We start from the raw sequence: 13,887 nt of genomic DNA on the forward strand, positions 1-13,887 counted from the left end.
GCTACGGCTGTCCCGCGGGCGCCTCGTCCATCAGGTTCAGGTCCGGCGGCACCAGCGTCGTCGACTCCACCAGCCCCTTGAGGAGGTTGTGCAGCAGGCGGTTGTCGGAGGGCCGCCGCTCCTCGGACGGGTCGTGCAGCAGCGGGTAGCGGAAGCCGGTGCCGTGCAGGCGCTTGCGGACCGCCTCGATGCGGTGCTCGATCCTGCGGTCCGTCCAGTTGCCGTCCGGGCGCAGATGGACGAGCTGCCGGGCGGCCATGGAGTACGTCAGGGGCCGCGGGTCCTCCTCGTACAGCAGGTACCGCTGGCCGAGGACGACCAGCAGCAGCCGCTCGTCGTCGTCGAGTGCCCAGGTCTCCGGGCGCAGGGTCTCCGCCCGGCGGCGGGAGACCGGCCCCTGGTCGTCGTGGTCGGCGACGTACAGTTCGATGAGGTGCTCGCGGTAGCCGGAGCCCTTCACGAACAGCGGTGTGTAGCCGGTGGCGAGGGGGACCGGCTCGGTGCTGGTGTGCATCATCCGGCCGCGCGGCAGCCGCACCAGTTGCCGCCCGGTGTTGCGCAGCCACCACTGTCCCTGACGGTACGTCAGCTCCCCGTGGCGGCGGCTCACCCGCAGGTCGTCCACGCCGACCTCCAGGTCCACGTCCGGCCGCTCGCCCCGGCCGAAGCGGACGGTCAGTCCCGTGCGGGGCGGGGCGCACAGGTCGCCGGTGACCGTGCGGGCGTGCAGGGTCCCGGGCTTGGTGGGCGCGACACCGCGCGCGAGGCTGGCGGAGAAGGACATCGCTGGGCTCCTCGATGCGGGGCGGAATCGGCACGGTGCGGGCCCGGCGCGGGCGGGCCCGCGGGACCTGCGGACCAGCATGGGCCCACCTGCCCGGGACCCCTCCCAGGGCGGCCGCCGCGGTGGCTTCAGCGGGCGCGCAGTCGCGCGGCGGCGGAGGCGGCCAGGTCGGTGGCCATCCCGCAGAGCTGCCCCATCGGCCGCTGCCCGCCGACGTACAGGCGCACCATCTCCATGGCCGTCTCGGCGTCCCGCCCGCCGTACGCGCGGTAGGCGACGAACACCGTGCAGGTGTCCGCCCCGTTGCCCTCCGGCTCGACGACGGCCTGGTATCCGCTGAGCTCGACCGTCCGGCCGTCCCGGGCGGACCTGGGCTCGTCGCGGAAGAAGGCGATGTCCGCCTCCAGGTCGTCGACGTCGCTGAACCACTCGCACTCCCAGTTCGCGACCCCCGCCTCCGGTACGTCCGCCTTGACGCCGGGGACGACGGACAGCGCCCTGGCGTCGAGCAGCGCGCAGGCGTCCGCCCAGGCCAGCGAGGCGGCCGGGTAGCCCGGGGAACGGCGGGGGAGCGGGCCGCGGTTCAGCACCCCGGCCGCGCTGCGGGCGGCCGTGTCGGCGACGGCGCACAGCGCGGCGGCACCGCCCGCGACCTCGCCGTGGCCCACGTCGACGCGGACCCCGACGTACATGCCGTCACCGGCGTCGCCGTCCTGGCCGTCGCCCGCGTCGCGGGACAGCAGCAGCCCGCACTCGTCCGGCTCGGCCGGCTGCTCCCGGACGGCGATGCTCCCGATGGTCCGGACGGGCTCCGACGCCTCGGGCGGCGCGCCCCGGCGCAGTTGGAGGGAGACGTCGATCCGGGTGCTGTCGTCGGTGTGGACGAGCACGTCGCAGCGGTCGAAGTTGCCGTAGTCCACGTCGACTTCGCTCCTGCCGAACCGGTCGAGCGCGGCCGGGTCGGTCAGGGCGCACACGTCGGCGGTGCGCGGATCGCCGATCAGGGACCGCGTACCGCCCTTCCCGGGGTCCTCCGGCAGCTGCCGCCCGACGGAGTCACGGGTGCCGGTGCCGGTGCCGTCGCCGGCGTCGCCGCCGGGCAGGGCGACGAGGCCCAGCGCGAGCGCGGCGCAGAGGCCGAGGGCCCCGGCGAACAACACCCGGCGGCGCCGCCGTCCGCCGCCGGGCTCGGCGGGCCGCCCACCCGGGACCTGCGTCCCGGATTCGGCGACGGCCGCCAGGAGCCGCCCGGCCTCGGCCGCGTCGGGGCGCTGCGCCGGGTCGCGCCGCAGCATCGCCGCGAGCACGGGACGCAGCGGCCCCACGGCCTCGGCGTCCAGCTCGACGACGCCCTGCTCGGCCTTCCAGTGCGTCAGCCGGGCGGTGTCCTCACCGGCGCCCTCCCCGTCGTCGCCGCCGCGCGGCGGGGAACCGGTGACCAGGGCGTGGAGCGTGGCGGCCAGGCAGAACACGTCCGAGGCGGGCCGGGGCACGTTCCCGCGGGCCAGCTCGGGAGCGGCGTAGTCCGGGGTGAAGCTGTAGGGGCCGTTGGCCGTGATGGTCTCGGTGCCGCCGGCCCGGTAGGCGGCACCGAAGTCCAGCAGCTTCGCGGTACCGCGCCCGGTGAGGCCGACGTTGGCGGGCTTGACGTCACAGTGGACGATGCCCGCCCGGTGCAACGCCGCGAGGGCGTCGGCGAGTTGGGCCCCGACCCGGGCCGCCCGCACGGGGCTCATGGGCGGGTGCCGGTCGAGACCGCCGCCGGGCACGTGCTCCATGACGAACCAGTACGCCTCGGCGGCGTCCCCGCCCCCGTCTTCCTCCCCGTTCCTGTCCTCGTTCCCGTTCCCGCTCCTGTTCCCGTCCCCGTCCGGCGGCACGGTCAGGACATCGAACAGCGTCACGACATGCGGATGGTCCCGGAACTTGGCCAGGGCGCGCGGCTCGCCCAGCAGCCGCCGCACGGCGGTCTCCCGCTCGCCCTCGACCCGCTCGCGCTTCAGCGCGACGTCCTGCCCCACCACCGTGTCGTGGGCCAGCCACACCTCACCGCCCCGCCCTGTGCCGATGACCTCCTTGAGGACATAGCGGCCGGCGAACTCGTCTCCGGGACGCACGTTCTTCTCCCCCTCGCATCGGCCCAGAACGCGCGCGGGCACTCTACGCGCGCGTGGGTCGAACCTACTGCGTACCGGAGACGTTACTCACAGTCTCCCCAGAGCCTCCATCAGCCGCACGCACGCGCCTCCCGCCCGGGGGTTCTCTTCCCCCGTAACACCGCCCGTGACATTCGGGACGGATCCGTAGCAGCCCCGCAGGGCAACGGATGCGGGCGGTGACGGGTCGTACGACATGCACAGACCGAGAACCGCGCAGAGCGACAACCGCGCAGAGCGACAACCGCGCAGACCCGCGCGCTCACCAGGGGGAAAAATGAACATCCGTGCCCGAGGCATCCTCGGCATCCGAGGCATCCGTACCACCGTCGCCGCGCTGGCCGCAGCGGCCGGTGTCGCCGCCGTCGCCGTCCCGGCCGCCGCCGCCACCGCGCCGGCCTCCGCCGAACCCCGGTTCCTGGAGCCGGCCGACCTGCCGCCGCACCCGGCCTCGGCCTGGTACGCCGGCCCCGTCACCGCCGGCCGGCCCGACCCGCTGCCCGTCTGCGTGGGCGACGCGCTGCCGTCCATCGCCACGCACCGCTCGTACTGGACCGAGTTCGACACCAGCGCCCAGCAGATCACCGTCGTGGAGCGCAGCGAACGCCGGGCCGAGGACTTCGCGGCCCTGCTCCGCCGCGACCTCGCCGACTGCGCGAAGAAGCTGATGGCGAAGGACCCCGACCTGACGGCCACGGGCAAGAACTACGGCCGGCTGAACGTCGAGGAGGGCGCCCACGTCTACGGCCTCCACACCGCCTCGGCGTGGGGCTCCTCCGACATCAACCTGTTCTCGGTCGGACGCGACGGCACGACCGTGACGATCGTCCGCTGGGGCCAGATGGGCACCTTCCAGCACGCGCAGGTGGCCGACTTCAAGAAGACGACCGTCACGGCCGTGAACAAGCTGTACTCACGGGCTCAGCCGCCGTCCGGCCCACTGCGGCCGTCGCCGCCGTCCTGGCCGTCGTAGTCGTCGTACACGAGGAGCCCGTCCTCGCGCAGGCGCGCGCCGGGCGTCGGCGTATGCGCGGTGAGACGCCCGTCGTGCATGAGGTGGTGCGCCGGTACGCCGCGGGCGAGCACCGCGAAGTCGGCGATCAGGCGACGGTGGCAGCGCCACCAGACCGCCTCGCTGCACATCACGGCCGTCCGCGCGTCCGCGGCCTCGCGCAGCAGGCGGTCCATCGCGGTGACGAAGCCGGGGGAGCGGGTGTGGGCGGCATAACCGCGGAAGGAGGCATTGCGCCAGACGACGTCCGGGCTGTCCGCGGGCGCGGTACGGAACCCGCCGAGGGCGGGCTCCCACCGGTAGGCGATGCCGCCGCCCGGCAGCCACTCGGCGAGCCGCCGCCGCGACAGGTCGGGGTCGCGGCGGCTGCCGGGAGCGGTCCGCACATCGACGACGGCCGTGACGCCGGCGTGCCGCAGCAGCTCGGTGATCCGCTCCCGCCCGGCGGTGCTGTGCCCGAAGGTCAGCAGAAGCGCGTCCACAGCTTCGGACTTTCCCGTTTCCGCGGCCCCACACCTGCGCCCCGACCACCGCCGGCACCGTCACCGGCCCGGCCCGTGATCGCCGCCCGCCCCGCACATGAACAAGAGAGCTGGGTCGTCCGCTCCGGCCGCGTCCGGTTCTGCGCCGGCTCGGCCCCGCCGACACGCGCCGGCCCGCGTCGTCCCGGGCGGGTCTCGATCAGGCATCTTTCATGGTCATGCCGGCGGCCCCGGTGTGAGGATCTCCCTCGCACTGATGACCTACCGATGGAGATGTGATGAGGGGCTCCCGCGTCGGGAAGAGGACGGCCGCCTGCGCCACGTCACGGCGGTGGGGGCTGTGAGGGCCACCGCCGGTCCGGCGGACGCGGCGGAGCGCACCGTCGAAGGGGCCCCCGTGAAGCACATCAAACGGACCGCCACCGCAGCAGCCCTGTGGCATCAAGGAGCAGCACGGCGGGCAGGTCACCGCCGCGCACGAGCAACTGACCGCTTGCGTCCGGTGAAGGCCCGCGCAGTCGTGCCCGGACCGGGCCTGGTCCGCGCTCTGTCCCTGATGGCGGCGTGCGTCCTGGCCGCCGGGTGTACGGACGCCGGCCCCGGCCCGGCCCCCGCCTCCCAGCGGCCGGCCACGCCGAGGGCCGAGCAGAGCAGCCCGCAAGCACGTCCGTCGCCCGTGCCCTCGGTGCACTCCGAAGGCCGCACGCGGGTCCTTGAGTACGGAGACCTCACCGTGCGCGCCACGCCCGAAAAGAGCGGCGTGCGGACCGAGATCGCGGTGGTCAACACCAACGAGCGGAAAACGACGTACTCGGTCCAGATCAGCATCGCTGACGGCGCGGGCTGGACCGCGTACGACCGGTTCTGGCTCCAGGACGTCCCTCCGGGCAAGACCGGCCGGGACGAAGCGGTGATCGGCTCGGCGGACATGGGCCCGGCTCCGCGCACTCCGAAGATCTACGTCGACGAGTTCACGCCCCTCGTCGACCGGTCATGATCCCCCGCGCCGGCGGCGGGCCCGGCCAGATACCCCGGACCGTCTCGATCAGATGTCCCGGAACGTCTCGATCTGAGCCCCGATGGAGTTCAGCCGCTCCGCGAGGTCCTCGTAGCCCCGGTTGATGACGTACACGTTGCGCAGCACCGACGTGCCCTCGGCCGCCATCATCGCCAGCAGGACGACCACGGCGGGGCGCAGGGCGGGCGGGCACATCATCTCGGCGGCACGCCAGCGGGTCGGGCCCTCGACCAGGACGCGGTGGGGGTCGAGCAACTGCAGGCGCCCGCCGAGGCGGTTCAGGTCGGTCAGGTAGATCGCGCGGTTGTCGTAGACCCAGTCGTGGATGAGGGTCTTGCCCTGGGCGACCGCCGCGATGGCCGCGAAGAACGGGACGTTGTCGATGTTCAGGCCGGGGAACGGCATGGGGTGGATCTTGTCGATCGGCGCCTCCAGCTTGGAGGGCCGGACGGTGAGGTCCACCAGCCGGGTGCGGCCGTTGTCCGCGAAGTACTCGGGCGTGCGGTCGTGGTCGAGGCCCATCTCCTCCAGCACCGCCAGCTCGATCTCCAGGAACTCGATCGGCACCCGGCGCACCGTCAGCTCCGACTCGGTGACGACGGCCGCCGCGACCAGGCTCATCGCCTCGACCGGGTCCTCGGAGGGGGAGTAGTCCACGTCGACGTCGATGGTCGGCACGCCGTGCACGGTGAGCGTGGTGGTGCCGATGCCGTCGACCTTGACGCCGAGCGCCTCCAGGAAGAAGCACAGGTCCTGGACCATGTAGTTGGAGGAGGCGTTGCGGATGACGGTGATGCCGTCGTGCCGGGCGGCGGCGAGCAGCGCGTTCTCGGTGACGGTGTCCCCGCGCTCGGTCAGCACGATCGGGCGGTCGGGGCTGACCGAGCGGTCGACCTGGGCGTGGTACTGGCCCTCGGTGGCGGCGATGTCCAGGCCGAACCGGCGCAGCGCGATCATGTGCGGCTCGACCGTGCGGGTGCCGAGGTCGCAGCCGCCGGCGTACGGCAGCTTGAAGTGGTTCATGCGGTGCAGCAGCGGGCCGAGGAACATGATGATCGAGCGGGTGCGGCGGGCCGCGTCCGCGTCGATCGCCGCCAGGTCCAGCTCGGCCGACGGCACGATCTCCAGGTCGACACCGTCGTTGATCCACCGGGTGCGCACGCCGATGGAGCCCAGCACCTCCAGGAGGCGGTACACCTCCTCGATGCGGGCGACGCGGCGCAGCACCGTGCGCCCCTGGTTGAGCAGCGAGGCGCACAGCAGCGCGACGCACGCGTTCTTGCTCGTCTTCACGTCGATGGCACCGGACAGCCGGCGCCCGCCGACGACCCGCAGATGCATCGGACCGGCATAGCCGAGGGACACGATCTCGCTGTCGAGGGCCTCCCCGATGCGCGCGATCATCTCAAGGCTGATGTTCTGATTGCCGCGCTCGATCCGGTTGACGGCGCTCTGGCTGGTTCCGAGCGCCTCGGCCAGCTGCGCCTGCGTCCAGCCCCGGTGCTGCCGGGCGTCACGGATGAGCTTGCCGATACGTACGAGGTAGTCGTCTGCCATGGGGTTGAGGTTATCTCACATATGAGATGCCGCCCGACGGAGGGTCCGTTCGGGTGACGGGGCGTCAACGACGCCCGGTGGTACGGGTGCGACGCCACCCGAAAGGCCCGGGCAGGTCCATCGATGTCGTACGGCGTCCCGTACTGCTGCGGGTGTATCGCGGGCCGTTCTTTCCGCCGCCGGTGGTGATGGACCAGGAGCGCTTGTTGATGTTCAGCCGCACCCCCGGAAGGATCCGGAAACTCTTGCGGAACGTGAGCGGCATGCCTGTCTCCTCTCCGTTTGCGGTGTGGATACCTGGTTCGGATACCCCGGAGAGGGGGGCGCATGACCGCATGGCGGGCGCCGGGGCATGACCTCCCGGCCCCGGTGTACTAGAGTTATCTCGACATCGAGATATCTGCCGGGGAGCACCGCAGCCGCCAGCCCCGGTAAGGCGTGCCTAACTTAGCCTTACCTTAGCGGATCGGCCGAGATGCCGTGGCGGCAGGATCGTGGTGGTACGCGCACATCAATGAAGGAGACTGTCGTGTCGGCGAACAGCTTCGACGCCCGCAGCACGCTGCAGGTGGGCGACGAGTCGTACGAGATCTTCCGGCTGGACAAGGTGGAGGGCTCGGCCCGCCTTCCGTACAGCCTCAAGGTCCTGCTGGAGAACCTGCTCCGCACCGAGGACGGCGCGAACATCACCGCCGACCACATCCGTGCCCTCGGCGGCTGGGACTCCCAGGCGCAGCCCAGCCAGGAGATCCAGTTCACGCCGGCCCGCGTGATCATGCAGGACTTCACCGGCGTTCCCTGCGTCGTGGACCTCGCGACCATGCGTGAGGCCGTCAAGGAGCTGGGCGGCGACCCGGCCAAGATCAACCCGCTGGCCCCGGCCGAGCTGGTGATCGACCACTCCGTCATCGCCGACAAGTTCGGCACGAACGACGCCTTCAAGCAGAACGTCGACCTGGAGTACGGCCGCAACAAGGAGCGCTACCAGTTCCTGCGCTGGGGCCAGACCGCCTTCGACGAGTTCAAGGTCGTCCCGCCCGGCACCGGCATCGTCCACCAGGTGAACATCGAGCACCTGGCCCGTGTCGTCATGGTCCGCGACGGCAAGGCGTACCCCGACACCCTGGTCGGCACCGACTCGCACACCACCATGGTCAACGGCCTGGGCGTCCTCGGCTGGGGCGTCGGCGGCATCGAGGCCGAGGCCGCGATGCTCGGCCAGCCGGTCTCCATGCTCATCCCGCGCGTCGTCGGCTTCAAGCTCACCGGTGAGCTGCAGCCCGGCACCACCGCCACCGACCTGGTGCTCACCATCACCGAGATGCTGCGCAAGCACGGCGTCGTCGGCAAGTTCGTCGAGTTCTACGGCGAGGGTGTGGCGGCCACGAGCCTCGCCAACCGCGCCACCATCGGCAACATGTCGCCGGAGTTCGGCTCCACCGCCGCGATCTTCCCGATCGACGACGAAACGATCAACTACATGCGGCTCACCGGCCGCAGCGAGCAGCAGCTCGCGCTGGTCGAGGCGTACGCCAAGGAGCAGGGCCTCTGGCTGGACCCGAAGGCCGAGCCGGACTTCTCCGAGAAGCTGGAGCTCGACCTGTCGACGGTCGTCCCCTCCATCGCCGGCCCGAAGCGCCCGCAGGACCGCATCGTCCTCGCGAACGCCGCCGAGCAGTTCAAGCAGGACGTCCGCACCTACGTCAACGACGAGTACGAGGCCAGCAAGGAGTCCTTCCCGGGCTCCGACGCCCCGTCGACGATCCCGAACGGCGCCCCGTCCAACCCGGTCACCGTGACCGCCCCCGACGGCACCTCCTACGAGATCGACCACGGCGCGGTGACGGTCGCGGCCATCACCTCCTGCACCAACACCTCCAACCCGTACGTCATGGTCGCCGCCGCCCTGGTGGCCAAGAAGGCGGTGGAGAAGGGCCTGACCCGCAAGCCGTGGGTCAAGACCACCCTCGCCCCGGGCTCCAAGGTCGTCACCGACTACTTCGAGAAGGCGGGCCTGACCCCCTACCTCGACAAGGTCGGCTTCAACCTCGTCGGCTACGGCTGCACCACCTGCATCGGCAACTCCGGCCCGCTGCCGGAGGAGGTCTCCAAGGCCGTCAACGACCACGACCTCGCCGTCACCTCGGTCCTCTCCGGCAACCGCAACTTCGAGGGCCGCATCAACCCCGACGTCAAGATGAACTACCTGGCGTCCCCGCCGCTGGTCGTGGCCTACGCGATCGCCGGCTCCATGAAGGTGGACATCACCAAGGACGCCCTGGGCACCGACCAGGACGGCAACCCGGTCTTCCTGAAGGACATCTGGCCCTCCGAGGCCGAGGTGAACGACGTCGTCGCCAACGCCATCGGCGAGGACATGTTCGCCAAGTCCTACGCGGACGTCTTCGCGGGCGACGCCCAGTGGCAGGCGCTGCCGATCCCGACCGGCAACACCTTCGAGTGGGACCCGCAGTCGACGTACGTCCGCAAGCCCCCGTACTTCGAGGGCATGACGATGGAGACCACCCCGGTCTCCGACATCTCCGGCGCGCGTGTGCTCGCCAAGCTGGGCGACTCGGTCACCACCGACCACATCTCCCCGGCCGGCGCCATCAAGGCCGACACCCCGGCGGGCAAGTACCTCACCGAGCACGGTGTGGAGCGTCGTGACTTCAACTCCTACGGCTCGCGCCGAGGCAACCACGAGGTCATGATCCGCGGCACGTTCGCCAACATCCGCCTGCGCAACCAGATCGCGCCGGGCACCGAGGGCGGCTACACCCGCGACTTCACGCAGGACGGCGGCCCGGTCTCCTTCATCTACGACGCCTCGCAGAACTACCAGGCCGCCGGCATCCCGCTGGTCGTCCTGGCCGGCAAGGAGTACGGCTCCGGCTCGTCCCGCGACTGGGCGGCCAAGGGCACCGCGCTCCTCGGCGTCAAGGCCGTCATCGCCGAGTCGTACGAGCGCATCCACCGCTCGAACCTCATCGGCATGGGCGTCCTGCCGCTGCAGTTCCCGGAGGGCCAGTCCGCCGCGTCCCTCGGTCTGACCGGTGAGGAGACCTTCTCCATCTCCGGCGTCACCGAGCTGAACGACGGCACCACCCCGCGCACGGTGAAGGTCACCACCGACACCGGCGTCGAGTTCGACGCGGTCGTCCGCATCGACACCCCGGGTGAGGCCGACTACTACCGCAACGGCGGCATCATGCAGTACGTGCTGCGCAGCCTGATCCGCAAGTAAGCGGACCGGCACGGCAGTTCAGCGCAGTTCGAGGGCCGCGTTCCCGGGTGACCGGGGGCGCGGCCCGCGCCGTTGCGGGCAGGTCATCGCCCGGCCTCAGGCAGGACACAGGGTTCCCCCAGCGGACCGGGCAGGGGCTGACCGGTGCATCGCAGGCGGCTCACTCGCCGCGGTACTTCGCCGCCGCGGCCTGGGCGAGGTCCTGGGACTTGTCCAGGGCCGCGTCCACCGACTGCTGTCCGGCGATCGCCGCGGCGATCTGCTGGGAGACCGCCGTACCGAGCACGGCGAACTCGGGGATGCCCACGAAGCCGATGCCGGTGTAGGGGCGGGGCGCGACGCCGGGGTTCCTCGGGTCGGCGGAGTCCGTCGCCGCCGTGTACTCCTGCCGGTACCAGGCGGCGGCCGCCTGCTGGTACTCCGGGTTGGCGTAGAGCGACCTGCGGTTCCCGGCGGGCGCCGCGGTCCAGCCAAGCTCCTGGCCGACCTGCTCCTGGTACTCCTTGGAGGAGGCCCAGGAGATGAACTCCCAGGCGGCGTCCTTGTTCTCGGAGGCCTGCTGGACGCCCCACGCCCAGGTCCACAGCCAGCCGGCCTTCTCGGTCCGGTCGTGCGGGGCCGGGACGTAACCCACCTTGCCCTTCACGGCGGAACCGTCGGCCTCGACCGACGACGCCAGCGACGTGGCGTCGTACATCATGGCGCACTCGCCCGCGACGAAGCGGTCGAGGATCTCCAGCACACCCATCCGTTCGGCGCCGGGCTGGCCGTGGGAGCGGAGCAGGTCGACGTAGAACCCGACGGCCCTCCTGAACTCCGGTGAGGTCAGTCGGGCGTTCCAGTCCATGTCGTACCAGGCGCCGCCGAAGGTGTTGACGACCGTGTTGATCGGGGCGAGGTTCTGCCCCCAGCCGGGCAGGCCGCGCAGGCAGATGCCGCTCGCGCCGTCGGTGCCGTCGACCTGGGCGGCGAGGTCGGCGACCTGTTCCCAGGTCGGGTTGGGCGGCATGGTCAGCCCGTCCTTGCGGAAGAGGTCCTTGCGGTACATCAGGAAGGACCCCTCGCCGTAGAAGGGCTCGGCGTACAGCCGGCCGTCCTCCCCGGTCAGCGACGCCAGCAGGTTGGGGAAGACGTCGCCCTGGTCGAAGTCCTCGTCCGCCTTCACATAGGAGTCCAGCGGGGCGAGCCAGCCCTGCTGCGAGTAGATCGGCACCTCGTACGCGCTGACGCTCGCCACGTCGTGGTTCCCCGCCTGGGTCGCGAACTCGCGGTTCATCCGCTCCCGCGCCTCGTTCTCCGGGAGCAGGGTGTAGTCGACCGTGATGCCCGTCTCCGCCGTGAAGTACTCCTTGGTGAGCTTGCGGAGGTTCTGCATCTGGGGCGCGTCCATCGCGAGCACGCTGAGATCGGCCCGCTCCTCGACACCGGGCTGATCGGTGTCACCGCACCCGGCGAGGGCCAGGCCCGCGGCGACCGCGGCGGCCACGGCCGCCCTGATGAGGCGGCTCCGTTTCATCGCACTCCGGCCCTTACCCACCTTTGCCATTTCTTAGGCATAACAGGCAGAACGGGCATGGCTCAGGGGCGGCCCCGCCGGGTCTCCACCCGTCTGGACAGCGCGTCGGCCGCGACGGCCGCCAACAGCACACCCCCGGTGATCATGAACTGCACGGCGTCCTCCACCCCGAGCAGACCCATGCCGGAGGCGATCGACTGGATGATCAGCACCCCGAGCAGCACGGACCAGGGCGAACCCCGTCCGCCGAACAGACTCGTCCCGCCGATGACGGCCGCCGCGATCGCGTTGATCAGCAGCATCCCGGAACCGGCGGCCCGGGCCGTCGTGGGGCTCGCCGAGGTCAGTCCCGACGCCACGAACAGCCCGCCGACCGCCGCGAGCGTCCCCGACACCATGAACATCGCGACCCGCACCCGCTCCACGGCGATGCCCGCCCGCCGCGCCGCCTCGACCCCGCCGCCGAGCGCGTACACCCGCCGCCCGTAGCGGGTGCGGCGCAGTACGTAGTCCGAGACGACCAGGACCACCAGGAAGATCAGCAGCGCCAGCGGCAGCCCCTGGAACCGGTTCAGGGTGTGCGCCGCGGTGAAGGCGACCACCGCGAGGAGAGCCGTGCGCAGCCAGATCTCGCCCATCGGCCGGTACGGCATCCCGGCGGCCCGGTGGCGGCTGCGCCGGCGGCGGGTGGTCAGCAGATACCCGGCCGTGGCCACCGCCGCGACCGCGTACGCCGCCACGTCGGCACCGAAGTGCCGGCTGGTCAGGGACGCGACCAGCCCCTCCTCGTCGATGTTGATCGTGCCGCTCGCGCCCAGCAGGTAGAGCGTCAGGCCGTTCCACATCAGCAGCCCCGCGAGCGTCACCACGAACGCGGGCACGCCGAGCCAGGCGAAGAAGAACCCGTGGAAGGCGCCCACGGCCGTCCCCGCGACGACCGCCACGATCACCGCGAGCCACTCCGGCACCCCGTGGTTCACGTTCAGCACGGCGAACGCCGCCCCCGCCAGTCCGCTGACGGAACCCACCGACAGGTCGATCTCCCGGATCAGCAGCACGAACACGATGCCGACGGCGACCAGCCCGGTCCCGACGATGTCCACGCCCAGGTTGGACAGGTTGCGCGGCGAGAGGAACTTGTCGTCCAGCGCCTGGAAGACGACGCAGATCACGATCAGCCCCGCGACGACCAGGAGCGGCCCCCGCTCGCCGTCCCGGACGCTGCCGCGCACCTCCAGCGCGTACTCCCGCAGGTTCTCCTGCCAGGCGCGGGCGCGCGGCCCCCGGCCGGTTGCGACCGGCCCGCCGTCCCGGTGCGGTCCGCCGCGGCTCACGGCCACGCCTCCTCGTCGCCCCTCGCGCGATGGGCCACGGCGTTGTCCGCGGCGCCCGTGACCGAGGAGATGATCTGCTCCTGCGTCACCGTGCTCACGTCGAACAGGCCGTTGTTGCGGCCCAGCCGCAGCACCGCGACCCGGTCCGCGACGGCCTTGATGTCGCCCATGTTGTGACTGATGAGGATGATCCCCATGCCCCGGTCGCGCACCTGCTCGATGAGGTCGAGCAGATGGCTGGTCTGCTCCACGCCCAGGGCCGCGGTGGGCTCGTCGAGGAGCAGCACCTTGGGGGAGCCCATCAGCGAACGGGAGATCGCGACGGCCTGCCGCTGACCGGCGGAGAGCGCCGCGACCGGCATGCGCACGTCGGGGATGCGGATCGACAGGGCACGCATCAGGTCGCGGGCCCGGCGCTCCATCTCCACCTCGTCGAGGATGCCCACCCGGTCGATCTCCCGGCCGAGGAAGAGATTGCCGACGACGTCCAGGTTGTCGCACATGGCGAGGTCCTGGTAGACGGTCGCGATGCCCAGGGCGTGGGCGTCGTGCGGCCGTTTGATCTGCACCAGCCGCCCCTCCCACTCGATGACGCCCCGGTCGGCGGGGCTGACCCCGGAGATCACCTTGACGAGCGTGGACTTGCCGGCCCCGTTGTCGCCCGCCAGGGCCACCACCTCGCCGGCCCGGACCTGGAGGTCCACGTCCACGAGGGCCTGGACGCCCCCGAACCGCTTGGAGATGCCGCGCAACGCCAGCACCGGCGGATGGGCCACGGGGG

General features: G+C 71.6%; 11 protein-coding genes. 3 read left to right on the plus strand and 8 right to left on the minus strand.

The features are described 5' to 3' along the window. Position 1: 1 nt before the first annotated feature. Both C1703_RS30475 and C1703_RS30480 read right to left on the minus strand, forming a co-directional pair. On the minus strand, positions 2–784 hold the full coding sequence (locus tag C1703_RS30475; RefSeq protein ID WP_114255842.1) for an FHA domain-containing protein: 783 nt from the start codon (positions 782–784) through the stop codon (positions 2–4). Between the two features lie 128 nt (positions 785–912). Further along, a complete protein-coding gene (locus tag C1703_RS30480; RefSeq protein ID WP_114255843.1) occupies positions 913–2,901 on the minus strand; it encodes a serine/threonine-protein kinase in 1,989 nt (662 codons plus the stop codon). A gap of 316 nt (positions 2,902–3,217) precedes the next feature. Between C1703_RS30480 and C1703_RS30485 the strand changes: the two genes are divergently transcribed. Continuing rightward, complete coding sequence (locus C1703_RS30485) at positions 3,218–3,913, plus strand: hypothetical protein (RefSeq protein WP_114255844.1); 696 nt, start codon at positions 3,218–3,220, stop codon at positions 3,911–3,913. Here the strand turns inward: C1703_RS30485 and C1703_RS30490 are convergent. Beyond that, on the minus strand, positions 3,862–4,434 hold the full coding sequence (locus tag C1703_RS30490) for a DUF488 domain-containing protein (protein WP_114255845.1): 573 nt from the start codon (positions 4,432–4,434) through the stop codon (positions 3,862–3,864). The genes C1703_RS30485 and C1703_RS30490 overlap by 52 nt on opposite strands. A 733-nt stretch (positions 4,435–5,167) precedes the next feature. On the opposite strand from C1703_RS30490, the gene C1703_RS39115 reads away from it, so the two are divergent. Then, positions 5,168–5,431, plus strand: a complete 264-nt coding sequence (locus C1703_RS39115) for a hypothetical protein (RefSeq protein ID WP_157993184.1) — start codon at positions 5,168–5,170, stop codon at positions 5,429–5,431. Between the two features lie 48 nt (positions 5,432–5,479). Here C1703_RS39115 and C1703_RS30500 read toward each other — a convergent pair whose 3' ends face one another. Both C1703_RS30500 and C1703_RS30505 read right to left on the minus strand, forming a co-directional pair. Beyond that, positions 5,480–7,009 (minus strand): UDP-N-acetylglucosamine 1-carboxyvinyltransferase, encoded by a 1,530-nt coding sequence (locus tag C1703_RS30500; RefSeq protein WP_114255847.1) that lies wholly within the window; start codon positions 7,007–7,009, stop codon positions 5,480–5,482. A gap of 64 nt (positions 7,010–7,073) precedes the next feature. Next, entirely contained in the window at positions 7,074–7,274 is a 201-nt protein-coding gene (locus C1703_RS30505) for a DUF4236 domain-containing protein (RefSeq protein WP_114255848.1), read from the minus strand. A gap of 264 nt (positions 7,275–7,538) precedes the next feature. Here C1703_RS30505 and acnA point away from each other — a divergent pair, with 264 nt between their 5' ends. Next, entirely contained in the window at positions 7,539–10,256 is a 2,718-nt protein-coding gene (gene acnA, locus C1703_RS30510) for an aconitate hydratase AcnA (RefSeq protein WP_114255849.1), read from the plus strand. A 160-nt stretch (positions 10,257–10,416) separates the two neighbouring features. Here acnA and C1703_RS30515 read toward each other — a convergent pair whose 3' ends face one another. The 3 genes from C1703_RS30515 to C1703_RS30525 all read right to left on the minus strand — a co-directional run bounded on the left by C1703_RS30515 (position 10,417) and on the right by C1703_RS30525 (position 13,882). Then, the gene (locus tag C1703_RS30515) at positions 10,417–11,772 is read right to left on the minus strand and encodes a sugar ABC transporter substrate-binding protein (protein WP_114255850.1); all 1,356 of its coding nucleotides are present in this window, start codon (positions 11,770–11,772) and stop codon (positions 10,417–10,419) included. A 62-nt stretch (positions 11,773–11,834) separates the two neighbouring features. After that, positions 11,835–13,106: a sugar ABC transporter permease gene (locus C1703_RS30520; protein WP_198678312.1), complete on the minus strand. Its 1,272-nt coding sequence runs from the start codon at positions 13,104–13,106 to the stop codon at positions 11,835–11,837. Next, positions 13,103–13,882, minus strand: coding sequence for an ATP-binding cassette domain-containing protein (locus C1703_RS30525; protein ID WP_198678313.1), 780 nt, complete (start codon positions 13,880–13,882; stop codon positions 13,103–13,105). The genes C1703_RS30520 and C1703_RS30525 overlap by 4 nt, the downstream gene beginning before the upstream one ends. Between the last annotated feature and the right edge of the window lie 5 nt (positions 13,883–13,887).

Origin of the sequence: Streptomyces sp. Go-475, assembly GCF_003330845.1 — a bacterium.
Lineage (GTDB): Bacteria > Actinomycetota > Actinomycetes > Streptomycetales > Streptomycetaceae > Streptomyces.

What these genes read in the sequence shown, in the direction of transcription:
- C1703_RS30500 (WP_114255847.1), bottom strand. Translation starts at nt 7,009, where the DNA reads ATGGCAGACGACTACCTCGTACGTATCGGCAAGCTCATCCGTGACGCC.
- C1703_RS30515 (WP_114255850.1), bottom strand. Translation starts at nt 11,772, where the DNA reads ATGAAACGGAGCCGCCTCATCAGGGCGGCCGTGGCCGCCGCGGTCGCC.
- C1703_RS30505 (WP_114255848.1), bottom strand. Translation starts at nt 7,274, where the DNA reads ATGCCGCTCACGTTCCGCAAGAGTTTCCGGATCCTTCCGGGGGTGCGG.
- C1703_RS30485 (WP_114255844.1), top strand. Translation starts at nt 3,218, where the DNA reads ATGAACATCCGTGCCCGAGGCATCCTCGGCATCCGAGGCATCCGTACC.
- C1703_RS30475 (WP_114255842.1), bottom strand. Translation starts at nt 784, where the DNA reads ATGTCCTTCTCCGCCAGCCTCGCGCGCGGTGTCGCGCCCACCAAGCCC.